The organism is Neisseria sp. P0004.S004, assembly GCF_051963335.1.
Taxonomy (GTDB): domain Bacteria; phylum Pseudomonadota; class Gammaproteobacteria; order Burkholderiales; family Neisseriaceae; genus Neisseria.
Map to the genome: position 1 here is coordinate 103,399 of NZ_JBQCUK010000001.1, position 25,758 is coordinate 129,156.

The following is a 25,758-nucleotide window of genomic DNA, read 5'->3' on the forward strand; positions in this document are numbered from 1 at the left end:
AAATATTTTCAGACGGCCTTTTTAATGGTATAAACCTTATTTATTCAAAAGACAAATACTTTCTCTAAAATCATTTGTCGATCACACCAAAGTACATTTTTTCACATCCCTACCCTCGTGCGCCATTACTGCTTCTATCCAATCAGCGATACTTTGCCAATAATATTGCGGCTTTTCAGACGGCCTATCAGTCTGAGTGCCTTCATCATTCAACACAACGGGAACACCCTGCTCTACACCGGATTCAAGCAACATCCAAATACTGCCTTCATGAGTATCGGCATGAGCTGCTTGATGTTCATATGCCCAACCAACCGCAGCTTGTCCGCCATTTTGCAAAGATTGCATCGCCAGCAACAATGGATGAAAGCAAGTATCTATGTCGACAGCTACGACCAAAGTTGCACCATGCGTTCCTAACGCTTGCGCGGCATGAAAAACGGGGGCGTTGTGCAGATTGGCAATGAAGTCAAACGGCATCGCGGCGTGATGGTTCAATACATTATCCGCCATTTTTTCAAACACGGATGGTGAAGAAAACGGCGTACCGAGAAAAACGGCGCAATCAGAATGAATTTTGCATTGCTCTTTCAGTTGCCCTGCACCAAGCGCGGCAATCAAACTCAACCGGCTAAGACGGCGGGTATCTATACCACTTTGCTGCTTTAACGTTTGTTTGAGGATTTTACTGCCGGTGCCGGCGTCCGTATCAAAACGCACGGCGGCAGTAATACGGATATTAGGATTTACGGTTGCCATTGCCATACCAAAGATGTGTTGCTGCCGCCAAAGCCAAACTGATTGGCCAAACAGAAAAAGCCGCCTTTAGGTGAAGCCGCGTACTCGGAAAAACGAATTCCCCGCCCCTGATAATCGCTGCTTCCACCTTGTTTTAAAGCAGATAAAAGCAGGGCTGTTTCAAGGGCTGCCGTGGCGCCAAGCGTGTGTCCGATTTGCGGCTTGAACGCCATCAGAGGCGGCAGCGTACCGAATATATTTTCCAGCGCGGCCAATTCAGCGGCATCGCTGTCAGCCGTGCCGATGCCGTGTGTTTTAACGGCTGCAATGTTTTCAGGAGCGATGCCTGCAACACCCAAAGCGCGGCGCATCACCTGTTCTTGCGCTTGGCCATCGCTTTGAATCAGGTCATTGCCTGTATTGGCAGCGTGTCCGATAAGTTTCAGACGGCCTGAAGAAGATTCGGGCGCGACGGAAGACAAGGCAAGTGCGGCAACACCTTCGCCTAAAATCAAACCGTTTCCGCCAAAAGGCTGATACTGTTCGGCCAGCAAACCCAAGCTGTGAAAATGCAGCAAAGTCAGCCGGTTGAGGTTTTCAATACCAAGCACAAAGGCACGCTCCGCCCCGCCGCGCAAACAGTTATCTGCCTGAATCAGCGCATGGGCGGATGAAGTGCAGGCAGTAGCGAAACTGAAAATCTGCCGATTGCCGCTGCGACGGCGCAAATCTTCGGCAAGATAAAGCAGACTGTGTTCTTCTGCCGCCCTATTGCCCGCAAGATAGTCATTTTCATATTCGGAGATGGAATAGGAACTGGAACCGATAAACACCGGCGCATCATGCCAACTTTCAGACGGCCAGCCTGCATGTTCGGCGGCTCGACGCAAATGTTGTTCGGCAATATCCGCAAGTTCCTTCCGCCCCAAGTGATTGCCGGCAAATGCACGGAAATAAGCAGCCTGCTGCGGTTGGTTTAAAAACGTATAAGACACCGCATCAGGCCGTCTGAAATCCGTTTGCGGATTCAAGGCAAACGTGGCCGCCGTACCGCAAACCCAACTCACGCGCCATGCTCCGCGCGGATAAACGCTGCCAAATCGCGTACGCACATCATATGTTTGCGCACCATACGGTCGCCCTGCAGGCGCACTTGGAAATACTGTTGCAAGGCGACGCTGATTTGCAGCGCATCAAGCGAATCCAAACCGACCGGACTGTCATCGCCAAACAAAAGCGCATCGTCGGTGAAATCATCCATATCCACATCGTCGGCCTTATCGGCCTCTTGCACAATTAACTTTTTCAATTCCGCTTCCAGCTCGTGCTCGGCCAGCGTAAAGGTGTAAGACATTTTTTAAACTCCCATTTTTATATCATGAAGCAACAACTTGTTTTAGCGAAACTCGCTACGCTCGTTTTCAGACGGCCCGAACTTTATGCAAAATCGCCCCAAAGCGTCTGCATGGCGGCGATGGCCGCAAGTGAGGCGGTTTCGGTACGCAACACCCGTTTGCCGAGCGTAACGGATTGAAAACCGGCATCAAACGCCTGTTGCTCTTCCTTCTCCGTCCAACCGCCTTCCGGGCCGACCATAAACACGACTTTGCCGGATTGCGGCTGAACATCGCTCAGTTTTTGAGCGCGGTTCAAGCTCATTAACAGTTTGGCCGTTTCCTGCGGCAACTGCTGCAGAGCCTGCGCATAAGTCACCAGCGGCAAAACCTTCGGCACAATATTGCGGCCGCTTTGTTCACACGCCGAAACGACGATTTCCTGCCAACGCGCCACCCGCTTTTCAGCGCGCTCGCCGCTTAAGCGCACGACACAGCGTTCGCTGATGACCGGGCGAATTTCCGCCACGCCCAATTCCACGCTTTTTTGCAAAGTGAAATCCATGCGCTCGGCGGCGGATACCGCCTGCACCAAAGTAATGTTCAGCGGCGATTCGTTGTCCGTTGCCTCTTCACGCAAAATCTGCACGCTGGCGCGGCGCTTTTCCAAAACCTCGGGCAAAGCCGGATATGCCTTGCCATTGCCGTTGAACAACACGATTTCTTCCGTATTTTTCACGCGCAATACATTCAGATGGCGCACCACATTATCGGGCAATTCGACCACGCTGTCGGGGCTTAAGGCAAAATCAACATAAAATCGGGGCATGGTTTCCTGCTTTATTCATGTATATAATTTAAATTTAAAATTTCATGAATGAAGTTGAAACACGGCGATATGCTCCTGCCTGCTTTCGCTTTCATCCACTATAATTTGAAAACTTCCCGAATTTTAATCCACTGTCGCGCAAAACTGCAAAAAACAAGGATATGCCGTGCTATACCGTTTACAGAAAGTCGTCCGCCACATCGCCCAAACCGAAGTCATGCCGCGTTTTCTGAACACGCCGTCACGACGCAAGGAAGACGGTTCGGTTTTGAGTGAAGCAGATTTGGCCGCACAAACCGCCTTTGCCGCCGCCCTGCCCTTATTGGAAGATTGTCCGATGTTGGGTGAAGAGATGAGCGTTCAGGAGCAAACCCGATTGTGGAACGAACATTCAGACGGCCTGTGGATTGTCGACCCCATCGACGGCACAAACAACTTCGTCAACGGTTTGCCGCATTTTGCCGTATCCGTCGCACTGGTTAAAAACGGGCGCACCGAGCTGGGCGTGATTTACAATCCGGTCAGCGGCGAATGTTTCTATGCCGAACACGGCAAAGGCGCATTTCTCAACGGTACGCCGCTGCCGCTGCGTTCGGTAGAAAAAAAACTCAGCGAATCCATTGCCGGCGTGGAAATTAAATACCTGCGCTCGGGCAAACTCGCCAGCCGCATGAACACCCTCGCTCCATTCGGCACGATACGCAGCATGGGCAGCAGCACGCTCGATTGGTGCTACCTTGCCAGCGGCCGCTACGATATTTACATCCACGGCGGACAAAAACTGTGGGACTACGCTGCCGGCGCATTGATTTTTGAAGAAGCCGGCGGCTGCCTGACCACTTTGGAAGGCGATGATTTCTGGAGCGGCGAGCACGTTTTCAAGCGTTCCGTCATCGCCGCTTTGCAACCCGAGCTGTTCAAACAATGGGTGAAATGGATTCGCGAAAATCAGTGAAGATACCGTTTATCTTCAAAATATCACGATTATCTTGCAATTTATTGAAATAATTTCACTTCTTAACAGCATTTAATACTAAAAACGGTAGAATACCAATTGCTGACACAACACCGCTCTTTCATCCCTTTTGGGCGGTGCAGCAAGTAAGACGTTTTCCCGCAATGTATTGGCCATTCATACTTCTCCCTTAGTATGAATGGTTTTTTTTATCTGCAAAAACAGCTCAGGCCGTCTGAACATTCAGACGGCCTGTTCACATCACTACTTGAAAAACTGTCCGCAACACGCCTTAAACTTTTTGCCCGAACCGCACAAACAAGGCTGTTTCATCGTCGGCAAAGCAACGGTCGGATCAATAAAATACCAACGTTCGTCTATTTTCACGAACGCCGACAACTCATGATGGCACTCGGTTTGCCCGTTCTCTTCAAAATACGCCTCAAACTCGACCAAAGCATGCAGCTTGCCAAACGGTACATGACGGACAACCTTCAATCCCGACCACTGCGTTTGCTTACTCCATGCCGCCAAATCCTGCTTGTCCAACAAATTCTGCTGCACAGGGACGGTCGTGTCCACGATATAGTCAATCTCCTGCAAAACATACGCACTGTAACGCGAACGCATCAACTCTTCCGCCGTCGAGGCCGCCGCCTCACACGCATGAAACGGTGCGCAACATTCCGTATAAACACGCCCCGACTGACAAGGGCAAAGTGTAGCCGTCATTTCTAATTACCCGAATAAATCAATTTTAAAATTATAATGCAAACCCGACTCAGGCCGTCTGAAAACGAGCGCAGCGAGTTTCGCTAAAACGAGCGTAGCAAGTTTCGCTAAAATAAGCAAAACAGGTTTCGCCAAAATAAACGCAACAATCTGATATAATGCGCCTTTTCGATTTTGACTATCCATGATGACCATTCCCATCCAAAGCATCAGCCGCCTGTTGCCGCAAACCCAATGCCGTGAGTGCGGCTATGAAGGCTGCTTACCCTATGCGCGCGCCCTGTTGGCAGGGGAAGCGCCGGTAAACCTGTGCGCGCCGGGTGGGGAGACCGTCATGAAAGACATTGCCGACCTGTTGGGCAAACCCTACCTCGCGCCGGCAAAAACACAAATCAAAGCCGTAGCCCTGATTGACGAAGCCGTCTGCATCGGCTGTACCGCCTGCATCCGCGCCTGCCCTGTCGATGCCATTATGGGAGCATCCAAACTGATGCACACCGTCATCAGCGACGAATGCACCGGCTGCGGCTTGTGCGTTACCCCCTGCCCCGTCGACTGCATCGACATGGTTCCCGTATCGCAGCCCTTCCTGCCGTCAGCACGCCGTTTCAGCACCTCTGCCGAACCGCGCTTTGCTGCCGCCGAACACGCACAAAGCCGTTTTGAACGCCATACCGCGCGCAAACAGCGCGACGATGCCGAACGCAAAGCCCTGCTGGCGCAACGCGAAGCTGCCGTCAAAGCTAAACAGGCCGCACAGGCACAAACCCAAACAGCCGCACCAAGCGCTGCATTCAACCCCATGGATTTGATTGCCAAAGCCATGGCCAAAGCGCAATCGCAACAGGACAAACTCGTCTCCTCCGACAACCGCGAAGACTTCAAAGCGCGCCAAATCGAAGAAGCCAAAGAACGCGCCGAACTGCGCCGCGCCCAACGTGATGCCAAATACGGCAACGAAGCCGAAAAAGCCGCCGCCATCGAATTTCTGCGCCGCCACAAAGCCGAGCAGGAAGCGGCCAAAGAAGCCCGCTGATTTCCAAAACAACAAACCCATTCCGACCGCTTCAGGCCGTCTGAAAACATTGCACGAAAACCAATACTTTATGACCACACAAGAATTTCCACACCAGCATACTGCCCATTGCGAAAGCGGTGTGATGTCCACTCTGCTCAAATACCATGGCCACAATTTAGACGAAGCCATGATTTTCGGCATTGCCCACGCGCTGACGTTTGTCTGGATGCCGCTGATCAAATTAAACGGCATGCCGCTGGTTTCCTACCGTACCGCGCCGCGCAGCATCATCAAAAACACCTGCAAAGCATTGGGGCTGAAATTATCCATCCGCAAATTTTCCGACGCACAAAGCGGACAAGCCGCATTGGATGCCGCGCTGTCTTCAGGCAAACTGGCCGGTTTGCAAACCTCCGTCTTCTGGCTGCCCTACTTCCCGCCGCAAATGCGCTTCCATTTCAACGCACACAATCTTTTGGTGTACGGCAAAGACGGCAACGACTACCTCATCAGCGACCCCGTATTTGAAACCGTACAACGCTGCGCCGCCGAAGATTTGCAGCGGGCGCGCTTTGCCAAAGGCGTATTGGCGGCAAAAGGCATGATGTACACCTTGGAAGACAACAGGCCGTCTGAACAAATCATGGCAGACTTGCCCGCCATTATCCGCAAAGCCATACGCAAAAACGCCAAACACATGCTCGCGCCGGTCTTTTTCATCGGCGTCAAAGGCATCCGCACACTAGCCAAAAAAATCGAATCCCTGCCCGCCAAACAAAATGAAAAATACCAAAAACTGTTTCTCGGCCATTTGGTGCGGATGCAGGAAGAAATCGGCACAGGCGGCGCAGGTTTCCGCTACATCTACGCCTACTTCCTCGAGCAGGCCACCCATATCTGCAACGAACCTGCGTTTCAGAAGGCCTCAGAACAAATGACCGCCATCGGCGACCAATGGCGCCAATTCGCAGCCATGTGCGTGAAACAATGCAAAAAACCGTCCGAAAACGGCTGCCGCAACATTGCCGCGTTTTTGCGCAAGATTGCGGATGATGAAGAAGCGTTGTGGCGGGGATTGTTGAAATAATGGAGATTTATGCGGTACTAATTAATCTACCGTGAATTATTTTGACATTACAGGCCGTCTGAAAACTAAAAGAAATTAAAAATGCGTTACCTAGCTACTGTCTTATTCTTGTGTTCCGCCTTAACCCATGCCGCGCCGCCGGACGGCTTTGCCTTGGTTCATGATGCCGACGGACACACCAACTTACGCGAAAGCCCCGATTTGAAAGCCAAAGTTTTGGCAAAAATCCCCAACGGCACACCGTTGGAATGTTTGGGTGACGGCGGTGAAGGCAGCCTGAGTTTCTGTACTGCCCAGCTGCAACAACCTGCCGCAGAAGACTACGGTTTCATCCATTACAGCCGTCTGATATTTCCCGCCTCCGACAAAAACTTCGTCCGCCTGCGCGAACAATCCGGTCATGACGATACACTGACTTTGTCCGGCAACGGACAAACGGTACACATCGTAGCCCGCCGCATCTATCCAAAACTCAGCGACTTCTCGGGCATCAACAAAGACAAATACACCGCGCGGCTCTATCGAGGCAAACCTTTCTATGGTACAGACTACGACATTCCCAAAAGCGTGTTCGCGCTTGAACGCATCACGCTAAACGGTCAAGCGGTTCCCGCTGCCGAACTGCAAGGACTGTTCTCGCCCGATTTTGCGGCCACCGCACGCGGCAGCAATGTATATCAAGGCTGGGAAGCCTATTACCGCGGCAGCGATAAGACGCTTTATCTGTTTGGCAGACAAGGTTCGGACGGCAGTCCTTTCAACGTTTGCTTTATATTTAAGGACGGCAAATTCCAGCGCCGCTATTTATGGGGTGCTGCGATTTAAATATCGCTTGAAAGGCCGTCTGAAACCATGATTCAAATCCAATCCCTCTCCCACCGTTATCCCAAAGCCGAAACCGCCGCGCTGGACAATGTGTCGTTCGACATTGCCGACGGCGAATGTTTGGGGCTGCTCGGTCACAACGGTGCGGGGAAAACGACGCTGATGTCGCTTTTGGCAGGCTTGCAGGAAGTACGGCAGGGCGAAATTTTGTTTGACGGCAAGCCTTTGCGCCTGTTGAGCCGCAGCGAGCGGCAGAAAATCGGTTTGGTGCCGCAGGATTTTGCGTTTTATCCGCAGCTTTCGGTGTGGGACAACCTGCTGTTTTTTGCCTCGCTTTACAAAGTGCGCGACAAAGGTCGTCTGAACGCGCTGTTGGAACAGACCGACCTGACCGCCCATAAAAACAAAGCGGCGAAGCATCTTTCGGGCGGGCTTAAACGTCGTCTGAATTTTGCCATCGGCCTGATTAACACGCCGCAACTGGTGTTCCTCGACGAAATCACGGTCGGCATCGATCCGCAGTCGCGCCGCTTTATCCTCGATAGCGTGGCGGATTTGACGCGGCAGGGGGTAACAGTGGTTTACACCTCGCACTATCTGTCGGAAATCGAGCAGCTTTGCGACAAAATCGCGCTGCTGCAACACGGCAAGCTGGTGTACCACGGCGGTTTGGACGAGCTTTTAAGTACGCAAACCGGTGTCGTGCGCTTTACCGTCGAACCGCCGCTGCCGCCTCAAACGCTGGCCGCCTTGGGTGCAAAGCAAGTAGACAGCCGCAGCATGATGGAAACGGCGCACGATGCCGCCGCCGTTTACGCCGCCCTGCAACAAAGCGGCGCGCAAATCCGCTACTTCCAGCAGGGACACGGTTCGCTGGAAACGTTTTACCTTGATTTCCTGCGCAAAGACGAACCGGCAACAGATAAGCAAAACCCACAATGACAACCTCTTCCCTCCTCAAAGAACTCAAACTACTCTGCCGCGACCTGCACGGTTTGGCCGTGTTGTTTGTGATGCCCATCGCCTTTATGCTGATTATGTCGTTGGCGCTGAGCCGCGACCAAGACCCGCACACCGACAGCCGCATCGCGCTGGTCGGCGCGGCAGACGACAGCGTCAATACCGCACTGGCCGCTGCGCTGGAAAAAGAGCAGATTCATGTTACGCGGATGTCGTCTGAAAAACTGACCGACGCGCAAAACGGCCTGCACGACAAGCGTTTCCAACTGGTGCTGCACAACCCGAACCCCGCTTCCGGCAAAATCGCCGACAACAAAGCCCTGCAAATCTATGTACCGCCCGATACCGAGCCTTCATGGCTGGCGGCGGTCAAAGGCGTTTTGCAGCAGCACTACACCGAAACGCGGCTGGACGCCTATTTCGACAACAACGACGGCATCAAAATCGACAATAAAAAACTGCCCCGCTCCATCCGCAAAGACATCCAGAAAAAAGTCGATGAAAAAAACGACGAACAATTCACCGCCGTGCGCAGCTTTTTAGATAAAAAAATGCTGGAAGAACACTATCTGAGCGCAGGCAGCGGCACGGTGGAAAAACCCAACGCCGTACAGCACAGCGTACCCGCATGGCTGATTTTCGGTATGTTTTTCATCATGATACCGCTGTCGAACGTCATGGCGCTGGAACGCCAGACCAACACCATCACCCGCCTGCGCCTCGCCCGCGCCTCTGCGTCCAGCCTGATTGCCGCCAAACTGGTTCCCTACTTCCTGATTAACCAGCTTCAATTTGTCGGAATGCTGCTGCTCGGCCGCTACCTGCTGCCCGAAATCGGCGTCCCCGCCCTCATACTCAACGGCAGCCTTGTTTCCTACGCGCTGCTGTCCGCCGCCGTCAGCGCCGCCGCACTCGGCTACGCGCTGTTAATCAGCGTCTGCGCCAAATCTACCGAACACGCTGTCGTACTCGGCGGCGGCGGCATCATCCTGATGGCGGCAATCGGCGGCATTATGGTCCCTGCACACGTCATGCCTGAAACCATGCAGCAACTCACCTGGATTTCCCCGATGGCATGGGGCTTAAAGGCTTTTCAAGAACTGCTGCTCAACCGCAGCGGCTTGGACGGGATCAGCCGTTATCTGCTTCTACTGTCAGCATTCTCTTTTGTCACGCTGACTGCTGCCGTATTGGTTTATCGTAGGCAGTTGCAGACTCAAGTTAGGTTTTAAACGTTTGTCTACCCTAAGTAGACAAACTTATTTCTCAAAACCATTCCTATAAAACTTCAGGCCGTCTGAAAATATCTTTCAGACGGCCTGATGCTTGATGTGCTATGGATTGTTTCAATAACAAAATATGCTCAACAAAATTCTAAAATCCAAACGCAAAAAAACCTGCTTTTTTCAAAGCAGGTTTTTCATATTTGGTGGGTCGTGAGCGATTCGAACGCTCGACCAACGGATTAAAAGTCCAAATAATAAAATATAAATAATTGTTTCTAAACAGAGTTGAAGCCAGCACCTTCAGTCTGATACAGTTTAATTTTGCCTTATCTCGGCACAAACCGGACACATACCACAGAACGAAAATCCAAGCATTTTTACTCAATTTGCTTTGATTTTCGTTTTTTCTTTTCAGAATAAATAAAGGAAGGGATGTGAAAAAAACATGAAGAGAATATTGATACTGACAACATCACTCTTTGCTTTTTACCAAACATCAGCGATTGCCGACGCTCCATACCCTCAATACGCTGCATTAGTTGAAAAGCATGCGGCATTACAGCGTTTGGACAAAAACATTGTATGGGCGGTTATGGGGCGTGAGAGCTCAGGAAACCGTTATGCTCTGTCCAATAAGAATGCACGGGGTTTGTTACAGGTCATACCTCCCACTGCTGCAAGAATGGGGGTGAATCCTAAAAACCTCTACGACCCGGAACAAAACATCATCGCAGGTACACGTTACCTGCGTTTTTTATGTAACCACTTTCCTGACAAATCCAGCCCACATGGTTGCAATATTGATTTGGTACTGGCTGGGTATAATGCCGGTGAGGGAGCTGTCAGGAAATATGGTGGCATTCCGCCTTATCGGGAAACGCAGCACTACGTCCGCAACGTGAAAGAACGTTACGCACGATTGAGCGGCAATCGTACAGTTTTGGCATCACACTCTGTTCAGCCTTTTAAGCCGAAGCCTATACCTGCTGTTGCCCGATCTGATAGCTCGTCTGAAAACATAGTCAAAGTAGCAGCCCAAGCACCCGTCAAACGATACGCAGAATGGGATGTATTTAAAGAGTTTTAACTGCCTTCGGGCAATTCTTATTACCGCTAAATGCGGTTTTTTTTTGTCTTTTAAAAAGGAAATGATGATGAATTACATCAAAAAAGCTGTAACCAATACACAAACAGTTGCAACAGTTGCTTTACTGGCAATGGCACAAACTGTATTGGCAGACGGATTCAGCGAAGTATCTTCAATGGCAGTAACCATCCGAACAGGTATCTACACCATTGTAGGGGTCGTAGCTACGATTTGCTTATTGTGGCAAATGGCACAAGGTTTTGGCGGTCGTAAAACATGGGGGGATATTTTGGAAACCTGTTTATGGATTGTCGGTGCCGGTGGTGCGATTGTTATCGCAACTTGGCTGTTCACAAAAGGCGGAAGCTTAAGCTTATCTTAAGGTGGGAGTTTCTATCGAATGAAAGAAGATATTCATACTGAGCAACCAACATTCAACGGTATGAATCGTCGTGCAATGGTGGCAGGTATTCCACTTCCGGCATTAGCCGCATGTGGTTTAGCTGCTGTCATATTAACAATGGCAACATTGCCCTTCCTCGAAGGAAGGGCTTTATATTTTCTGCTGCTACCTTTGCCGGTTTTGGCTTTCTTGTACACCATTAGTAAACACGATGATCAAGCCTTAAGAGTTTATTTCTACGAAACGAAATACTTCCTCCGACGCCGCAATGCCAAGATGTTTAACGGCACCAATACCATTCTCGCCACCAAATTTGGGAGACAACAAAGTGATTATCAGCGATTTTTTGAGCAACGCTCTAAAAGCGCAACCGGCACAGTCGGATTTTCTACCGAAAATCTGCCAACACGTTTCAAACAACATCGTTAATTACAAAACGGGACACCTAGCCTTCGTCATCCGTATGGAAGGTCTTCCGTTTGACGGCGTGGACGACAAACACTTGTTCACGCAGTTTGTATCGTTGCGAAACGTACTTGCCGGTATGGGCAAAACATTAGGTAACCGTTTGGCGGTGTGGGGAACTCTTCAACGCCAAAAAATTGTATTTGACCGCGAATACGCATTTCAAACGGCTTTTTGCCAGCAATTTGCCGATAAATATCTGAAACGTTTTCAAGAAGTGGATTATTTTGAAAACGTGTTCCATTTGACGGTTTTGATTAAGACCGACTTTTTGGAAGCAGGTATTAAAGAAGCAGAGGAACAAATTCAGATTCTGATGCGCTCACTTGAACCCTACGATCCGTATCTTTTGACTGCCTATAAGAATGAAAACGGTGTTGCTTTTTCGGAGGTGTACTCATTTTTTGGCAGTTTGATCAATGGAACACGGGAAGAGATTCCTTTGTCTTTTGTCGATGCTTATCAGACTATTCCAGGAGCTAATCTGCATTTTGGTTCTGATTTGTGCGAAATTCGTTCCCAAAACGGGACTCGTAAGTTTGCACAAATGTTCGATCTGAAAGACTTTGGGATTAGTAAACCTAAAATCTTGACATCAATCTTGCGCCTACCTTGTGAGTTTACATTCACTCAAAGCCTTGTGTTCATCAATCCGTATGATATGCAGGGCGAAATTAAGAAACAGTTGAACAATCTGACATCGGTCAACGACAAGGCAACGGAGCAGCAGAAAGAGTTGGAACAAGGTCAGGGTTTACTCGTTTCGGGCGAATTGATGTTCGGCGACTATCATGCAGCGTTGGTTGTGTATGGCAATACTGCTGAAGAAGCGGCCGCAAATGGCGCTCGTGCTTATTCTACGTTTCTGAATGCGGGCGGTTATCGTTTTACTAAAGCAGGTCTTTCCGCTCCGGCGACATTTTTCAGTCAGGTGCCGGGCAGTAAGGAAAGACCTCGCTCTTTCCCGAAAACGACAACAAACTTTGCGACAACCTTCGGCATACACAACTACTCGCACGGTAAAAAACAGGGCAATCCGATTGGTGACGGCTCAGCAATTATGCCGCTGCAAACCACATCCAAGACGATTTACGATTTCAACTTCCATTTCTCAAATCTGAAGGAGGACAACCTTGGTGAGAAAATCGCCGGACACACACTGATATTGGGTGCAACCGGTACGGGTAAAACCACTTTGCAAACATCTATGATGGCGTTCACAGAACGCTTCAATCCTTATATGTTTGTGATGGACTTGGACAGAGGTATGGAAATCTTTATCCGCGCCATCGGTGGTTCTTATTTTGCCTTAGAAGCAGGTGTGCCTACCGGGTTAAATCCTTTTCAACTGCCTGATACACCTTCAAACCGTGAATTCCTGTACAGCTTGGTCGGTATGTGCGGAGCGGACGAGAACGGAAAACTGACGGCTACGGAAGAAAAAGAGATTCAGGCTGCTGTCGATACCCTGTTCAGTATGGATTATGAAAACCGCCGGTTTAGTCATCTACTGCAAAGCATCCCAGTTGTTCCTGATCCTAACTCACTTCGTATGCGCCTTTCTAAATGGTGTGAAAGTGAAGGTGGACGGTTCGCATGGTGCCTGGACAACCCAACAAACATGTTTGATGCTGAAAAGTTCTTCCGTGTTGGATTTGACCTGACCGATATTCTGAAGGACGACTATCCGCCGACCGCTCCGGTTTTAGCGTATATGTTCCACCTGAGAAATATCATGATGGACAAAGTTGCTAAAGAAGACGGCATTCTCGCTTCCATCATTGAAGAATTTTGGTATGCGGCACGTTTTGAGGCATTGCAGGACATCATGCTCAAGATTCTGAAAACCGACCGCAAACGTGGCGGCTGGTTGATTTTGGTGTCGCAATCACCGGAAGATGCTATTTCCTGTCCGATATTCCCCGCCATTGTTCAACAGACGCCGACCAAAATCTTTCTGCCGAATCCTGATGCCGAATTTGAAAACAGCTACGAACGTTGCGGCCTGACGCTAAAAGAGTTTGAGGAACTTTCCAAACTCTCGTTGGAAAGTCGCACATTCTTGGTTAAGCAGTCGAAACAGTCGGCTTTTGCCATGCTGGATTTGTACGGTTTTCATGATGAAATGGCTTTCCTGTCAGGTTCATCTGATAACGTGGAGTTGTTGCATCAAATTATGGAAGATGTTGGCAGTAAAAATCCGGATGTTTGGTATCGCCCATTTCTTGAAACCCTGCGAGAACGCCGTGCAGAGAAGAAAAATGTGCGAGCCGCATAATATTCTTTTAATTTAACGAAGGCTGTTTGAATTTCAAACGGCCTTTTTTTTTGCCGCTTGATGCGGCTTTCAACAAGGAACTTATGATGAAATTGAATCTGAAGAAATTATCCGCTATGGCTCTTCTTGTTACGAGTTTAGCAGCTATGCCTTTAGCAGTTACAGCTAGCGGTATTCCGGTGTTTGATGGTGGAGCTGCTGCTCAGCGTACTCAAAACTTCGTTCAGCAGATGATGGAGATGGCCAAGCAACTCGCACAAATGAAACAGCAGTACGAACAACAGGTTAAACAGTTTAAAGCGATGACAGGTTCGCGCAATATGGGCAATCTTTTGAAGGATACGTTCAAAGACCAAATTCCGTCCGAGTGGAGCGAGATTTATAAAGGCGCAAAAAATATCGACTATAAGTCTGTGATTAATAGTAAGGCTTATAACCCTGAAACGGCGCAACGTATGGCTGTGCATAACATGAAGGAGATGGAAAAAGTCTTTAACTCAATGGAGATACAACTTAAATCTCTGTCGCGCTTGATGGATGAAGTCAATAATGCACAAGACATCAAAGCCGCTACTGACCTGCAAAACCGCATTTCTGTAGAACAGGCAAAAATCGCCAACAATCAAACCAAACTGGATATGCTCGATCGGTTGTATAAACGACAACAAGAAATCGAACAGCGTCAGTATGCTTCCCGTGAAGAATGTATGGCACGTCATATCCGTGATCGCAACTATGCGGTCTGCAATCAGTAGTAGCTTTATCGTGCTGCATTCGGGAATAATCGAATGCAGCACTAAATAAAATAGGGCAAATTATGGAAACAACTTCTTATTTTTCCGAACTCGCCAACTTTCTACTAAACGGTATGGGAACTAATCTGTTCCAAAAATCAAACAACATGATCAGCGGTATTGCTCCGGTTTTTCAAATCGGCTTTGGAATTTATATCCTGTTGGTCGCGTTTGACTATTACAAACGGGGGTTTGATGAAAACGTCGTGGATTTGGGTAAGCGCATGATCGGCTGGTTGCTGATTATCGCTTTTGCGTTCAATTCCAGTCAGTATCAGAAACTCGCCAATATCATGTGGATGTTGCCCGAAAATCTGAGTGGATTGTTGGGGACTTCAACCTATACTGCAAGCGCGTTGGATACCCAAAGCAACAATATCTTAAAGATGATGGAGAATATTTTTTCGTATGCCGCTTCTTTGGATATGCTACAAGTATCAGATAAGCTGATGCTTTATATTGGTGGTACGGTTGCTGTTATATTGGCTTATTTGTTCTTTCTCATTACATTTGCTTATTACCTAATTGCCAAACTATCATTGGCGATGGTAATCGTCATCGGACCTATGTTTATAGGTTCAATGTTGTTTCCTGCAACACGGCAGTGGGGCATGAATTGGATAGGACAAATCCTTAATTACTCAGTTACAGTAGTGTTTTACGTTATTCTAGGTGCATTGCAGAATGATTTTTTCAAGAACCAATTAGAAAGAGCAGTAGTTGGAGAGATCGGATCAGTTGCTCAGGTAGTCGGCTTGATTCCGCTCTTTTTCCTATCAACAACAATTTTTATTTTGGTTGCCTGGAGTATTCCTTCGATTTCTTCCGCTTTAACGGGTGGGGCATCTGTAAACGGTTTCAGTCGAACCGTTATGTCTGTGGCAAGATGGGCAAAAGGTGTGAAACTTCCCGGTGGCGGGAAAGTCAAACCGAAATAATCCAATTTTAGGAGAATATGATCATGACTTTCGTAACTAAAATGCTTTGGTGGATGTTGTTGCTTTCTGTGGGCACGTTGATGTTTATCGGTATGTTCGGCAACTTGATGGAAAGTTCTTTGGCCAGATTAGCCGGGCTATGTATCGGTTTATCGATTTTTGGATTATTTTTTAAACTGCTTGACCGACCAGTACCGGTTCGTTTTGATGATTAATACTCTAAGGGTTTAAATATGGATTATCGCAAGATTACTAAATTTGCTGCTATAACAGCCCTGAGTTTGGGCTTGAGTGCCTGTGCTGAACTGACTGACGGCCTCAGCGCCATCAACGGTACTTTGGCGGGCATTAATTCAGGTATGGCCGGTTCGGGAGCAGGGCAAGCTAAAGACACTTTGTCTTTAGGCAGTAAATCGACAGCTCAATACGAATTAAAAAACTTGAAAATGCTTGTTGTCCAAAGAGGTGGCAGTTATAAGGGGGCGATTCCACAGGCAGATATAACCTTTACTGGTGAGGCTTTAAACAAAACCAATCGTCTGATTGTGGTTAATGTGTCCGTTCCTATTTATGACAAACAGGGATATTATGTGTCGGCAGTATCAACCGACATCCACATACCTCCTAAAGAGAAAGTCAAAATTGACAACTTTCGTACAACTCTTTCTCTTACCGATGATAATCGTTTCAATATTCAAAAAACGCAATATCACGCAACAACCTATTAATCTATCTGAGAAGAACACCCCAATCGGGGTGTTTTTTTTGGGCTTATCGATTCATAAATCAAGGAAATCCCCGTGAAAACCATCCTTCTTCTCTCCCTTTCTATCGCACTTTGTGCATGTTCCGGAAAAAAGCCTCCTCAACCTCACGGTACGCCTTTTCCGATTAATTCAACTATTCAGCAAGAGGATAAATGATGCCTGACAATTCACAAAAAGCCAGCAATAACAAAATGGCTATTGAGTTTATTAATGCTGCAAAAGGTTTTGAAAGCGCAGAAATTGTGCGTGTTCATAAATCAGCAAAAATTGCATGGCGCATCAGTGGTGCGTGTCTCTTGATCACAGGCTTGGCAGTTGGAGCAGTAGCAGGTCTGACACCTTTAAAAGAGACACGGCCTTATGTAATCAAGGTCGATAACAACACCGGGCAAACGGAAATCGTAACGATGATGAAAAATCAGGAACAATCCTACGGCGAAGTTATGGATAAACACTGGTTGACACGTTACGTCCAACTTCGTGAAAGCTATGACTGGGTAACAATTCAGGATAACTACGATGCGGTTATGTTGATGAGTTCCCCTGAGATTCAGGCAGCATTTTCAAAAATCTATAACGACAATCCGCAAGCTCCGCATAAGGTATTAAAAAACCAATACAAGGTAGTCGCCAAAGTAAAAGCCGTGACTTTTATTGGTAGTACAGCGCAAGTCCGTTTTGAAAAACGTATGGTACCAATTTCGGGAGATTTAAATCAGGAAATTCCTGTTCAAAACATGATCGCAACTATCGGCTACGAATATGCGAACCAGCCTATGAGTGAGGAAGCCCGCCGTATCAATCCATTGGGCTTTATTGTCAAAAGTTATCGCGTCGATCCGGAAACTGCGCCATAACAGAAAGGGTTAACGATGAATGTAAAAATGAAACTGACAGCATTACTGCTGATGGGACTTTTACCTGCTGTATCCGGAGCGGTATCTGTTCCCAAAGGGTCGGCTAAAGACGGCCGCATCCAAACCGTTGTGTACAATCCCGATGATGTTATTCATGTTCATGCCCGTATTGGAGAAGCTGTTTTAATCCAACTTGAAGATGGTGAATTGCTGACTGGTGATACAAGCGGCTTGGGTATGGGTGATACAGAAGCCTGGAATTTGGCAGTTCGAGGTAACAATCTCTATATGAAGCCGGTTGCTTCCGCTCCAGCCACAAATATGTTGATTACAACTAACAAAAAACGAACATATGCCTTCGATTTGTCGCTGACCGGCAAGAAAAATGGCAAATATGTTCAAAAGCCGACTTATTTACTTCGATTTGTCTATCCTGATACTGCGGAATATAAAGCGCGTGCCGAAGCTCAGAAACAGGCTAAGGCTTTGGAAAAAATCAAAGGAACAAGGCATCGATCCAGTGTTCAGTACAATTACAACTATTGGGGTAAGGGTAATAAAGCACTAGCACCGACAGCGGCCTACGATAATGGCCGCTTTACTTATTTCAGCTTTGATAACGGTCGAGAACTGCCACTGATTTACAAAGTTATGGCTGACGGTACAGAAATGTTGCTTAACAGCCATGTGGAGGGCGATACCGTGGTAATCCATGAAACTGCAAAACATTTTGTTTTGCGCCTCGGAAAATCTGTGCTTGGTTTGGAAAATCGTAGCTTCGATGAACAAGGCACGTTTAATCGAACCGGCACCGGCAATCATGATTTTGTCCGTATTAGTAGAGAGAAGGAAGGCAGATGAAATTCTTCGACAAATTCAAACGAAAAACTAAGCCTAATACCGTAGAAAACGGTGATTTTACAAAGCCTGAAGCCCTATCCCAATCTGTTCAGAACGATAAAATCGAACCCGGCATACCACTGAATCTAAATACTGCTACACCTAATAATATGCGTAAGGTCGCTTTAGCAGGAGTAGGCATTCTTGCGGTAGGTGTCATCGTATCGGGACTGATCGGGATGACGGGTGGGGATGAAGAAGCGGAAGATTCTCAACCAAAGATTGCTTCTGCTCCTGAAGTAACAGGGAGTAAAAACTTTGCCCAGGATAAAGCGGAAATTGCTCTGATGGATCAACAAGCCGCTTCAGATCCCGTTCCGGATGAGGGTGCTTCCGAGCCTCAACAGGAAGTGGCTTCACAAGTCCAAACGGGTGCAGTTCAACCCACTGTTCAACCGGTGGAGCAAGTACCCTACGATAGCACTGTTCAAGCCACACCATCTGAAACTACGCCTTCTCAAACCCCTAAAGACCGCAAAATGAGTGGTAATGTTTTAGTTAAGTTCGATAGTAGTATCTCTGACTTGGGCAGCACTTCATCTGAAAGTAGCGCACAACTGAATACAGGTAGCCCTCCAAGTTTCTTTGGGGGTGAGGATGGAGGTGGTGCTACACAGGGAGGTGGAGGCAGTTTTGGTTCGCGACTGAATGCGACTGTAACGGCTTCAGCCCAAGCACAACAACGTGGAGATTTGACATATCTGCTGGCCAAAGGAACGAATATCCCTTGCGGATTGGATACCAAGATCGTAACAACCCAGCCTGGATTTACCCGGTGTATCGTATCGAAAGATGTATATTCCGCTAATGGACAAACCCTTCTGATCGAACGTGGCAGTAAAATCATCGGTGAACAAACTTCCGCCTTGTTGCAAGGACAAGCACGAGTCTTCGTGTTATGGAATGAGCTGGAAACGCCGACTGGCGTAAAAGTGCCACTAGCGAGTCCAGGTGCAGGGGCTTTGGGTGAAAGTGGTCATGCTGCTTATGTTAAATACCATTTTTGGAAACGTTTCGGCGGTTCTATTATGATTAGCTTGATTGGTGATATTGGTGATGCTGTTGGTAATCGCCAAAATCGAACTTCGGGCAATAATAATCACATCTCGTATGAAAATACGAGCGAGGCCGCGCAACAGATGGCAACCGAAGCCTTGAAAAACAGTATCAATATTCCGCCAACCGGTACGATTAATCAGGGCTCACTGATTAACATCATGGTTGCCCGGGATGTTGATTTCAGCAAAGTATATGAGTTGGTTAATCCTTACGGATACTGATTCAGACGGCCTGCCCCTCCGGGGGCAGGTTTTTTTATGAAAGCCTAATTCCAAATGACACAAAACCCGACAACTTTTCACGGGCAGGCATCTATCCATTCAGATGCGGTTGTCCGCAACTTGATGGCCAAAACAGGTTTGGACGATTATCTCAACCGAGAAGGCGTAACCGAAGTACTGATTAACCGGGAACGCGAAGTCTTTTTGGAAACCTCGGCCGGTTTTGAGCGGATTGAAGACGACCGACTGACACTACCGATTTTGACTCAGCTTGCTACTGCGTTATGTACCTATAACAGCAAACACATCAGTATGGAGCAACCTATCCACTCCGTTACTCTGCCTGACGGTGAACGCGGCCACATCATGATACCGCCGTCCTGTGAAGACAAAACTATCGTCTATGCTTTCCGCAAACCGTCGCAGACACGTTTTACATTGGATGATTACATACAGACGGATCGTGTTTCCCGTTTTCAAGATGTATCTGCCTTTGGAGCTTCAGCCGACCTTAATCTTGGCAAAATGGAAATAGACAACAAATATTTTCGGGATATTTCTGACAAGATGAAGCTTCCTCATGACGTACAACTTGCACCTTGGCAATATGAAATGTTGGATCACAAGGCAAACCGTAATATGAACGCCTTTTTTGCTTTGGCCATTAAACACAAACTCAATATCTGTATGGTCGGTGGCACCGGCTCCGGTAAGACGACGTTCACTAAAGCCCTGTCCGATTTGGTACCGTCAGAAACCCGTATTATTACGCTGGAAGACACGCATGAGCTTGACTTGCCCATGCACCTTAATCATGCCCATCTCTTTTACAAAGGCCATATCACGGCAAAAATGTTGATTGCCGCCTGTATGCGTTTAAAACCCGACCGGGTTTTCCTGACTGAGCTGCGTGGCGACGAGGCTTGGGATTATATCTCGCTCTTAAATACAGGCCACCCGGGCGGCCTAATGTCCGTCCATGCCAATGATGCACGGAGTGTTCATTATCGTATCGCCCAATTGGCGAAAGAATCGGCAACCGGCCGGACAATGGATTACGACTATATCCTCAACTCGGTTAAATCCAGTATTGATGTTGTTGCCTATTTTGAAAAGACTCATATGACCGAACTGTATTTTGACCCGGTTGAAAAATTTTATGCCATGCGTGGCCGAGTTTAAGGAAGAAATATGCCATACCTAAACCGTATTGAAGTAATGGGTAATTTGGGAAAAGACCCGGAATTGCGTTATCTGCCCAATCAAACGCCTGTAAGCAGTATTTCACTCGCTTATACAGAAAAATGGCGTGATAAAGCCAGTAACGAGCAACGTGAACGAATCGAATGGTTTAATGTTGTGTTGTACGGCAAACAGGCAGAAACAGTTTGTCGCTACATGAAGAAAGGTGATTGTTTGTGGGTTGCAGGTAAGTTGCAATCACGCCGTTACGAACATCACGGTGTTGAGAAGACTGTGTATGAGATTATGGCTGGAGAAATACAGATTATTCATACGAAAAACCAAAACGAAACTGTGTCCGGTTTGGAATATCTGTAAGTTTTTGAGTTCAAGCTGTAATCGTATGCCCGCTTTAAGCGGGCTATATTTTTTTATGGGGCATTAGAGAATGAAAAACAAGTTAATTGGGCTGTTAGCCATGCTGGGCATTTTTGTTCCAATAAGTTTTGCTGGTGGCATGTACCTAGGTAGTATCGTAATGACGGCATGGTTGAATTTAAAAAGCGAGCCATCCGTTAGCATGTTGTACCACTATTGGAAATACTACGACCGGTTGAGACCTGGCGCTCAGACGGCCTTTGAAGTATCAGTCTTTATTGCTCTTCTGATTCCAATTGTAGTTGCCGTGATAATTTGTGCAGCAATGCTGATGAAACCAAAACGTGAACTGCATGGATCGGCGCGCTTTGCCAATCGTATGGAAATCACAAAGCATGGTCTTTTGAAAAAGAAATTTACTGGTGATGAGGAACCGGATTTACTGATTGGGAAATATGGTAACGATTATTTGCGTTGGTCAGGTAACGAATTTTTATATTTAGCCGCACCTACCCGGTCAGGAAAAGGCGTAGGTATTGTGATTCCAAACTGTCTTCACTACCGGGACAGCATGGTCGTATTTGATCCGAAACTGGAAAACTTCCTGATTTCAGGTGGCTATCGGTCTTCTCATGGGCAGGAAGTGTTTTTGTTTAACCCGGGCGGGCGTATGCCGGAACACGAACGCAATCCGAACGCACCTTTGGTTTCACACCGTTGGAATCCCTGTACCTATATCCGCAGAAATCCCATCTATACCTACAAAGATGTGAAAAACATCGCTTCCATCATGTACCCAAAGCCGGCTAAAGATAACGGCAGTGCAACCTTTTTCCAGGAATCTGCACAAAACCTGTTTGCCGGTCTGTTGCTCTACATGGTTGAGACGGAATCGGAGCGCGACTTATCCTTACCTGAAAACAAAACCACGTTGGCCAACCTGTTCCGTTTGACGACACCATCGGATGGTAGAACGTTGGCGGAGTGGATTAAAGATGAAATGACATTGCGCGAACAACAGCCTCATACACAGTTGAGCCAAAACTGCCGCAGCCTACTGATGGGCTTTGCCAACGGAAACGCCAAAACGGGCGCAGACATTTTGGCAACACTGATTGCGCCTTTGGGCATTTTCATTGACCCGGTAGTCGAAGCGGCAACAAGTGGCGACGATTTTTACTTGGATGAAGTACGCAAAAAACGGATGACGGTTTATATCGGTATTGTTCCAACTGAAACAGCCGTATTTTCACGACTGACGAACCTTTTTTTCAGCCAACTGATTACAGTAAACGTTGAGCAGGGTTTGCCATCCAACAATTCCGATGCGCTGAAATACCAATGCTGCCTATTGATGGACGAATTTACCGCCTTGGGTGTGATTCCAGCCATTCAGCACGGTGTCTCGTATATCGCCGGTTACGGTCTGCGTCTTCTGCTGATTATACAAACTCCATCTCAGGTAACTGATCTATATGGACGTGATGCAACACGCACATTTTTCACCAACTTTGGCTGTCAAATTGTCTATCCACCGCGAGAACAAAGCGATGCTGATGAATACAGTAAACTTATCGGTTACGAGACTTACAAAGCCAAATCTACATCACGGTCAGTAGGGAAAGGGGGAAGTCGAAGCACAAGTACCAGTGATCAACGCCGAGCAGTGATGAATCCGGACGAGTTGAAGATGATGCCGAAAAGCGACTGTATCATCAGCTTGGGTAACAGCCGTCCGATCTATGCCAAGAAAATCGTATATTACACCGACCCCGTATTCGCTAAACGGGCAAATTGGGCATTGCCGGAGATCCCGGTTTTGGATATTCATACCGATGTTAGATCACCCATCACTGCATCTAAAGCAACATTCGTTTCTCCCGATGAGATGGATAGTTTCCATTGGAAGGATGCTTCAAACTCAGAAGAAATTGCCGGTGCAATCCTATCCTCGATTATTCCGCCGGATAGCCCGCCGGAATATATCAATGAACTGATGCCTGTGCTTTTGGAAAATTGGGGTGAAGACTCACTGCCATTTATCAAGCAGTTCATTGGTGATAACGTCCAAGCCGGAGCATAAGAGAAGCGGTCTGCAAAATGCAGGCCGCTTTATTTTTTTCAGTCTATAAGGAATTGAAGATATGAGCGACATTGATGACATTCGCAGTGCTTTGAGTTATATCGACTCACAAGACCGAGATACTTGGTGGCAGGTTGGCGCAGCCGTTAAAGATGAACTGGGTGAGAACGGATACGACCTTTGGGATGAATGGTCTCAACGTGCCGACAGTTATTCTGCTCGTGATGCTAAATCGACCTGGAAAAGCTTGAAGCCAGGAATGTGGCACATTGAAACCGTATGGAAGTTGGCGCGGCAGAACGGATGGCAGCCTACCAAGCCTTATACGCCGCCGAGTGCGGAAGAGCTTGAACGTCGTAAGGCAGAATCCGAAGCAAAACGTTTGGCTGCCGAACACGAACGGCAACAAACACAACAAAAGGTCAAAATCACAGCACAAAAGATATGGCAAAGCAGCCGACCTGCCTCTTTGATCCATCCCTATCTTGCTGCCAAAGGAATTACCAACCCGGATGCCATCGCCGGTCTGCGTCAAAACGAATATAAGGACAACGACAATCTGATTATCCCCGTCCTGTACGAAAATGAGATCGTCAACCTGCAATCCATCAACCAAGATGGCGGTAAACGTTTCTTGGCAGGAGGTCAGGTTCAGGGAGCATATGCCTTTATCGGTAAGGCTGAGGATGTAGAAAAGGTCGGTGTCGTCATGGCGGAAGGATATGCTACGGCGGCAAGTATCTACGAAGCCACTGGCAAGCCCGTCATCATTGCTTTTGATGCAGGTAATATGGTTGCCGTTGCCGAACGACTGGCACAAAAACTTCCTCAAAACGTACCTGTCGTGGTTGCAGTTGATAATGATGCTTCACAAACCGGCATTAAAAAAGCACGACAGGCGGTTGCTTTATTGGGCGATCGTGCTACGGCAATCCAGCCCGAATTTACCATGACGCAGATACAACAATATCAGAAAGGCAAAGGGGTAGATGAAAAAGGCCGTCCCCCTTTACCGAGCGATTTCAACGATCTGCACCAACTGGCCGGTTTAGAGGCTGTCCGTCAAACCTTTAAAGAAGGTATCAATCTCGTCCCAAAGCCCGACATCAGCAACCAAGAACAGACAATCGCTGACGAATTGGAGGCATGGCGCGAAAGGGTAGAGAAAGCCAACCATAGCCTGCCCGAACCTGAAAACTTGGAGAACCCCATGAATCCTGAAAACAAAGACAACATTCAGACGACCTCTTCTAATACAACCAACAGTATTGAATACGATGGTCGAACCCAAACAGTCAATGAGCCGGTTTACCGTGAGTCTGACTTTAAACATTACGAGTTGCATGATGCAACAACCGACATCATGTATCTACGCAAAACACCCGAAGAAATTCAACAAGACTTGGATAAAGAAGGTACGCTTAAATTCTATGAAGGTATAACACATGATGGACAACGCGTAACGTTTTATAAAACGGAGCAAGGATGGGAAGCACCCCTAAAAGATGAGTTTATTCAGGAAAAGAACAAAAAAGGACAGACTTCTACCCGCTCCGAATCGGAATTTACCGCCCCAAAGTTCGATAGGCCGTCTGAAACTGAACCAAACGCCCGCAAGGTCGTTTTAGACCTGCAATATCGTATCCCTGACAACATCAAAACGCGTTACCACAGCGTAGGCGGCAAATTCTATTCCGTTTCAGACCACAAAACAGTGCTGTTTGAAGATAAAGGCAAGGAGTTAAAAACAGCCCTTTCTGATCCGCAAACAGTCAAGGATATGTTGGAAGTTGTCAAAGCCAAAGGTTGGGACAGCATCAAGTTGTCGGGCAGTAAAGATTTCCGTCAGGCAATGTTTATTGAAGCCGCCGCCCAGGGTATCCGTACCAGTGGCTACAATCCGACTGCCGCTGATTTGCAGCGAGTGGAAGCGTTGCGGGAACGTTACGCGCAAAATGGCATTACACCGGAGATGGTGCGTGAGCAGGAAAGACGACAACCGGAAGTAGAGAAGGAACAGCCAAGACAAGAGCCTCATAAACAAACAGAACAGGGTAACTCTCAAAGCGAAACGGGGAAGCCTACACAGGAGCAGGAACAGCTTAAACCCGAGGTTGAACGTGAAGAGCGCATTCATACCCAGCCCGATGCTGCCATGCTGTCTGCCGCTGATCGACTGAAAGCGCAAAGCACACTGCCTTCCGACAGAACAATCAATGCTTCTCCTCGAGCTGATACCGATATTGACGTACCGGTTCATTCCATTGGTCGGGAAGAAGTTCCCGCCGAAGTCGTGCATCAGACTGATGATATGAAGGCGGCTGCGTTGAATACAGGCTTTGTTGCGGCGAAAGATCATTATATGCAGAAAGCACAAAAGTTGAGTAAGCCCAATCAAAAGAAACTGGCAATGTATGAACGCGGTGTGATGGATTCAATACGCGGGCTGGAAGGTGATGTACGCACAAAAGCCTTGAGAAACTACTACGAGCATACCGCCCAAAATATGCACGGAACGAAGCTGAAATTGCCCGATCCGATTCAGATTCCAAGTCCGACACAAGAGCAACAACAGACGGCAAAAGGCCGGGAGCAATACAGTCCTGAAAGAGGGCAGGATCCGGAAATTACAAGATAAGGAG

Annotated in this window: 27 protein-coding genes; 22 read left to right on the forward strand and 5 right to left on the reverse strand. The window is 47.8% G+C overall.

From position 1 onward, the window contains the following. Nucleotides 1–81: 81 nt before the first annotated feature. From ACTHRY_RS00470 to ACTHRY_RS00485, 4 genes are all read right to left on the reverse strand, one after another. Nucleotides 82–765 (reverse strand): hypothetical protein, encoded by a 684-nt coding sequence (locus tag ACTHRY_RS00470; protein WP_049323079.1) that lies wholly within the window; start codon nt 763–765, stop codon nt 82–84. Continuing rightward, nucleotides 747–1,805, reverse strand: coding sequence for a beta-ketoacyl synthase N-terminal-like domain-containing protein (locus ACTHRY_RS00475; protein ID WP_049323078.1), 1,059 nt, complete (start codon nt 1,803–1,805; stop codon nt 747–749). Before ACTHRY_RS00475 ends, ACTHRY_RS00470 begins: the two co-directional genes overlap by 19 nt. After that, the gene (locus tag ACTHRY_RS00480) at nt 1,802–2,092 is read right to left on the reverse strand and encodes an acyl carrier protein (RefSeq protein WP_003748215.1); all 291 of its coding nucleotides are present in this window, start codon (nt 2,090–2,092) and stop codon (nt 1,802–1,804) included. The genes ACTHRY_RS00475 and ACTHRY_RS00480 overlap by 4 nt, the downstream gene beginning before the upstream one ends. A gap of 83 nt (nt 2,093–2,175) precedes the next feature. Further along, nucleotides 2,176–2,901: a 16S rRNA (uracil(1498)-N(3))-methyltransferase gene (locus ACTHRY_RS00485; protein ID WP_049323077.1), complete on the reverse strand. Its 726-nt coding sequence runs from the start codon at nt 2,899–2,901 to the stop codon at nt 2,176–2,178. Between the two features lie 166 nt (nt 2,902–3,067). On the opposite strand from ACTHRY_RS00485, the gene ACTHRY_RS00490 reads away from it, so the two are divergent. Next, a complete protein-coding gene (locus ACTHRY_RS00490) occupies nt 3,068–3,856 on the forward strand; it encodes an inositol monophosphatase family protein (RefSeq protein WP_003748211.1) in 789 nt (262 codons plus the stop codon). A gap of 264 nt (nt 3,857–4,120) precedes the next feature. On the opposite strand, the gene ACTHRY_RS00495 is transcribed toward ACTHRY_RS00490, so the two are convergent. Next, on the reverse strand, nt 4,121–4,588 hold the full coding sequence (locus ACTHRY_RS00495; protein WP_049323076.1) for a YchJ family protein: 468 nt from the start codon (nt 4,586–4,588) through the stop codon (nt 4,121–4,123). A 187-nt stretch (nt 4,589–4,775) separates the two neighbouring features. Between ACTHRY_RS00495 and ACTHRY_RS00500 the strand changes: the two genes are divergently transcribed. The 21 genes from ACTHRY_RS00500 to ACTHRY_RS00600 all read left to right on the forward strand — a co-directional run bounded on the left by ACTHRY_RS00500 (nt 4,776) and on the right by ACTHRY_RS00600 (nt 25,754). Further along, entirely contained in the window at nt 4,776–5,624 is an 849-nt protein-coding gene (locus tag ACTHRY_RS00500; RefSeq protein WP_049323074.1) for an RnfABCDGE type electron transport complex subunit B, read from the forward strand. A 70-nt stretch (nt 5,625–5,694) separates the two neighbouring features. Continuing rightward, complete coding sequence (locus ACTHRY_RS00505; RefSeq protein ID WP_049323073.1) at nt 5,695–6,693, forward strand: BtrH N-terminal domain-containing protein; 999 nt, start codon at nt 5,695–5,697, stop codon at nt 6,691–6,693. 81 nt (nt 6,694–6,774) lie between these two features. After that, nucleotides 6,775–7,518 (forward strand): SH3 domain-containing protein, encoded by a 744-nt coding sequence (locus ACTHRY_RS00510; protein ID WP_049323072.1) that lies wholly within the window; start codon nt 6,775–6,777, stop codon nt 7,516–7,518. 27 nt (nt 7,519–7,545) lie between these two features. Continuing rightward, a complete protein-coding gene (locus ACTHRY_RS00515) occupies nt 7,546–8,460 on the forward strand; it encodes an ABC transporter ATP-binding protein (protein WP_049323071.1) in 915 nt (304 codons plus the stop codon). Further along, a complete protein-coding gene (locus ACTHRY_RS00520; RefSeq protein ID WP_049323070.1) occupies nt 8,457–9,710 on the forward strand; it encodes an ABC transporter permease in 1,254 nt (417 codons plus the stop codon). The genes ACTHRY_RS00515 and ACTHRY_RS00520 overlap by 4 nt, the downstream gene beginning before the upstream one ends. Before the next feature lie 439 nt (nt 9,711–10,149). Further along, on the forward strand, nt 10,150–10,791 hold the full coding sequence (locus ACTHRY_RS00525) for a lytic transglycosylase domain-containing protein (protein WP_049323724.1): 642 nt from the start codon (nt 10,150–10,152) through the stop codon (nt 10,789–10,791). Between the two features lie 67 nt (nt 10,792–10,858). Next, nucleotides 10,859–11,173, forward strand: a complete 315-nt coding sequence (locus ACTHRY_RS00530; RefSeq protein WP_223169098.1) for a hypothetical protein — start codon at nt 10,859–10,861, stop codon at nt 11,171–11,173. 18 nt (nt 11,174–11,191) lie between these two features. Beyond that, the gene (locus tag ACTHRY_RS00535) at nt 11,192–11,623 is read left to right on the forward strand and encodes a VirB3 family type IV secretion system protein (protein WP_049323725.1); all 432 of its coding nucleotides are present in this window, start codon (nt 11,192–11,194) and stop codon (nt 11,621–11,623) included. Nucleotides 11,624–11,657: 34 nt separating this feature from the next. After that, entirely contained in the window at nt 11,658–13,937 is a 2,280-nt protein-coding gene (locus ACTHRY_RS00540) for a TraG/VirB4 family ATPase (protein WP_440373947.1), read from the forward strand. An 83-nt stretch (nt 13,938–14,020) separates the two neighbouring features. Further along, nucleotides 14,021–14,692, forward strand: a complete 672-nt coding sequence (locus ACTHRY_RS00545) for a type IV secretion system protein (RefSeq protein WP_440373948.1) — start codon at nt 14,021–14,023, stop codon at nt 14,690–14,692. A gap of 62 nt (nt 14,693–14,754) precedes the next feature. Beyond that, entirely contained in the window at nt 14,755–15,669 is a 915-nt protein-coding gene (locus tag ACTHRY_RS00550) for a type IV secretion system protein (protein ID WP_440373949.1), read from the forward strand. 23 nt (nt 15,670–15,692) lie between these two features. Next, nucleotides 15,693–15,884, forward strand: a complete 192-nt coding sequence (locus ACTHRY_RS00555; protein WP_128582986.1) for a hypothetical protein — start codon at nt 15,693–15,695, stop codon at nt 15,882–15,884. Between the two features lie 18 nt (nt 15,885–15,902). After that, nucleotides 15,903–16,397, forward strand: coding sequence for a hypothetical protein (locus ACTHRY_RS00560; RefSeq protein WP_049323729.1), 495 nt, complete (start codon nt 15,903–15,905; stop codon nt 16,395–16,397). A gap of 72 nt (nt 16,398–16,469) precedes the next feature. Continuing rightward, nucleotides 16,470–16,592 carry a hypothetical protein gene (locus ACTHRY_RS00565; protein ID WP_282822551.1) on the forward strand — a complete coding sequence of 41 codons (123 nt, stop codon included), beginning with the start codon at nt 16,470–16,472 and terminating at the stop codon, nt 16,590–16,592. Further along, a complete protein-coding gene (locus ACTHRY_RS00570) occupies nt 16,589–17,293 on the forward strand; it encodes a virB8 family protein (protein ID WP_114139676.1) in 705 nt (234 codons plus the stop codon). Before ACTHRY_RS00565 ends, ACTHRY_RS00570 begins: the two co-directional genes overlap by 4 nt. A gap of 27 nt (nt 17,294–17,320) precedes the next feature. Beyond that, the gene (gene virB9 / locus ACTHRY_RS00575; protein ID WP_065423771.1) at nt 17,321–18,154 is read left to right on the forward strand and encodes a P-type conjugative transfer protein VirB9; all 834 of its coding nucleotides are present in this window, start codon (nt 17,321–17,323) and stop codon (nt 18,152–18,154) included. Continuing rightward, nucleotides 18,151–19,473, forward strand: coding sequence for a type IV secretion system protein VirB10 (gene virB10, locus ACTHRY_RS00580; RefSeq protein WP_440373950.1), 1,323 nt, complete (start codon nt 18,151–18,153; stop codon nt 19,471–19,473). The genes virB9 and virB10 overlap by 4 nt, the downstream gene beginning before the upstream one ends. 54 nt (nt 19,474–19,527) lie before the next feature. Beyond that, complete coding sequence (locus ACTHRY_RS00585) at nt 19,528–20,655, forward strand: ATPase, T2SS/T4P/T4SS family (RefSeq protein ID WP_070615587.1); 1,128 nt, start codon at nt 19,528–19,530, stop codon at nt 20,653–20,655. Nucleotides 20,656–20,664: 9 nt separating this feature from the next. After that, the gene (locus ACTHRY_RS00590) at nt 20,665–21,033 is read left to right on the forward strand and encodes a single-stranded DNA-binding protein (protein ID WP_049323733.1); all 369 of its coding nucleotides are present in this window, start codon (nt 20,665–20,667) and stop codon (nt 21,031–21,033) included. Between the two features lie 70 nt (nt 21,034–21,103). Next, on the forward strand, nt 21,104–23,116 hold the full coding sequence (locus ACTHRY_RS00595) for a type IV secretory system conjugative DNA transfer family protein (protein WP_440373951.1): 2,013 nt from the start codon (nt 21,104–21,106) through the stop codon (nt 23,114–23,116). A 61-nt stretch (nt 23,117–23,177) separates the two neighbouring features. Further along, nucleotides 23,178–25,754, forward strand: a complete 2,577-nt coding sequence (locus tag ACTHRY_RS00600; RefSeq protein ID WP_440373952.1) for an LPD7 domain-containing protein — start codon at nt 23,178–23,180, stop codon at nt 25,752–25,754. Nucleotides 25,755–25,758: the final 4 nt, after the last annotated feature.

What these genes read in the sequence shown, in the direction of transcription:
- ACTHRY_RS00470 (WP_049323079.1), bottom strand. Translation starts at nt 765, where the DNA reads ATGGCAATGGCAACCGTAAATCCTAATATCCGTATTACTGCCGCCGTG.
- ACTHRY_RS00480 (WP_003748215.1), bottom strand. Translation starts at nt 2,092, where the DNA reads ATGTCTTACACCTTTACGCTGGCCGAGCACGAGCTGGAAGCGGAATTG.
- ACTHRY_RS00485 (WP_049323077.1), bottom strand. Translation starts at nt 2,901, where the DNA reads ATGCCCCGATTTTATGTTGATTTTGCCTTAAGCCCCGACAGCGTGGTC.
- ACTHRY_RS00495 (WP_049323076.1), bottom strand. Translation starts at nt 4,588, where the DNA reads ATGACGGCTACACTTTGCCCTTGTCAGTCGGGGCGTGTTTATACGGAA.
- ACTHRY_RS00500 (WP_049323074.1), top strand. Translation starts at nt 4,776, where the DNA reads ATGACCATTCCCATCCAAAGCATCAGCCGCCTGTTGCCGCAAACCCAA.
- ACTHRY_RS00505 (WP_049323073.1), top strand. Translation starts at nt 5,695, where the DNA reads ATGACCACACAAGAATTTCCACACCAGCATACTGCCCATTGCGAAAGC.
- ACTHRY_RS00510 (WP_049323072.1), top strand. Translation starts at nt 6,775, where the DNA reads ATGCGTTACCTAGCTACTGTCTTATTCTTGTGTTCCGCCTTAACCCAT.
- ACTHRY_RS00515 (WP_049323071.1), top strand. Translation starts at nt 7,546, where the DNA reads ATGATTCAAATCCAATCCCTCTCCCACCGTTATCCCAAAGCCGAAACC.
- ACTHRY_RS00520 (WP_049323070.1), top strand. Translation starts at nt 8,457, where the DNA reads ATGACAACCTCTTCCCTCCTCAAAGAACTCAAACTACTCTGCCGCGAC.
- ACTHRY_RS00525 (WP_049323724.1), top strand. Translation starts at nt 10,150, where the DNA reads ATGAAGAGAATATTGATACTGACAACATCACTCTTTGCTTTTTACCAA.
- ACTHRY_RS00530 (WP_223169098.1), top strand. Translation starts at nt 10,859, where the DNA reads ATGAATTACATCAAAAAAGCTGTAACCAATACACAAACAGTTGCAACA.
- ACTHRY_RS00535 (WP_049323725.1), top strand. Translation starts at nt 11,192, where the DNA reads ATGAAAGAAGATATTCATACTGAGCAACCAACATTCAACGGTATGAAT.
- ACTHRY_RS00540 (WP_440373947.1), top strand. Translation starts at nt 11,658, where the DNA reads ATGGAAGGTCTTCCGTTTGACGGCGTGGACGACAAACACTTGTTCACG.
- ACTHRY_RS00545 (WP_440373948.1), top strand. Translation starts at nt 14,021, where the DNA reads ATGATGAAATTGAATCTGAAGAAATTATCCGCTATGGCTCTTCTTGTT.
- ACTHRY_RS00550 (WP_440373949.1), top strand. Translation starts at nt 14,755, where the DNA reads ATGGAAACAACTTCTTATTTTTCCGAACTCGCCAACTTTCTACTAAAC.
- ACTHRY_RS00555 (WP_128582986.1), top strand. Translation starts at nt 15,693, where the DNA reads ATGACTTTCGTAACTAAAATGCTTTGGTGGATGTTGTTGCTTTCTGTG.
- ACTHRY_RS00560 (WP_049323729.1), top strand. Translation starts at nt 15,903, where the DNA reads ATGGATTATCGCAAGATTACTAAATTTGCTGCTATAACAGCCCTGAGT.
- ACTHRY_RS00570 (WP_114139676.1), top strand. Translation starts at nt 16,589, where the DNA reads ATGATGCCTGACAATTCACAAAAAGCCAGCAATAACAAAATGGCTATT.
- virB9 (WP_065423771.1), top strand. Translation starts at nt 17,321, where the DNA reads ATGAAACTGACAGCATTACTGCTGATGGGACTTTTACCTGCTGTATCC.
- virB10 (WP_440373950.1), top strand. Translation starts at nt 18,151, where the DNA reads ATGAAATTCTTCGACAAATTCAAACGAAAAACTAAGCCTAATACCGTA.
- ACTHRY_RS00585 (WP_070615587.1), top strand. Translation starts at nt 19,528, where the DNA reads ATGACACAAAACCCGACAACTTTTCACGGGCAGGCATCTATCCATTCA.
- ACTHRY_RS00590 (WP_049323733.1), top strand. Translation starts at nt 20,665, where the DNA reads ATGCCATACCTAAACCGTATTGAAGTAATGGGTAATTTGGGAAAAGAC.
- ACTHRY_RS00595 (WP_440373951.1), top strand. Translation starts at nt 21,104, where the DNA reads ATGAAAAACAAGTTAATTGGGCTGTTAGCCATGCTGGGCATTTTTGTT.
- ACTHRY_RS00600 (WP_440373952.1), top strand. Translation starts at nt 23,178, where the DNA reads ATGAGCGACATTGATGACATTCGCAGTGCTTTGAGTTATATCGACTCA.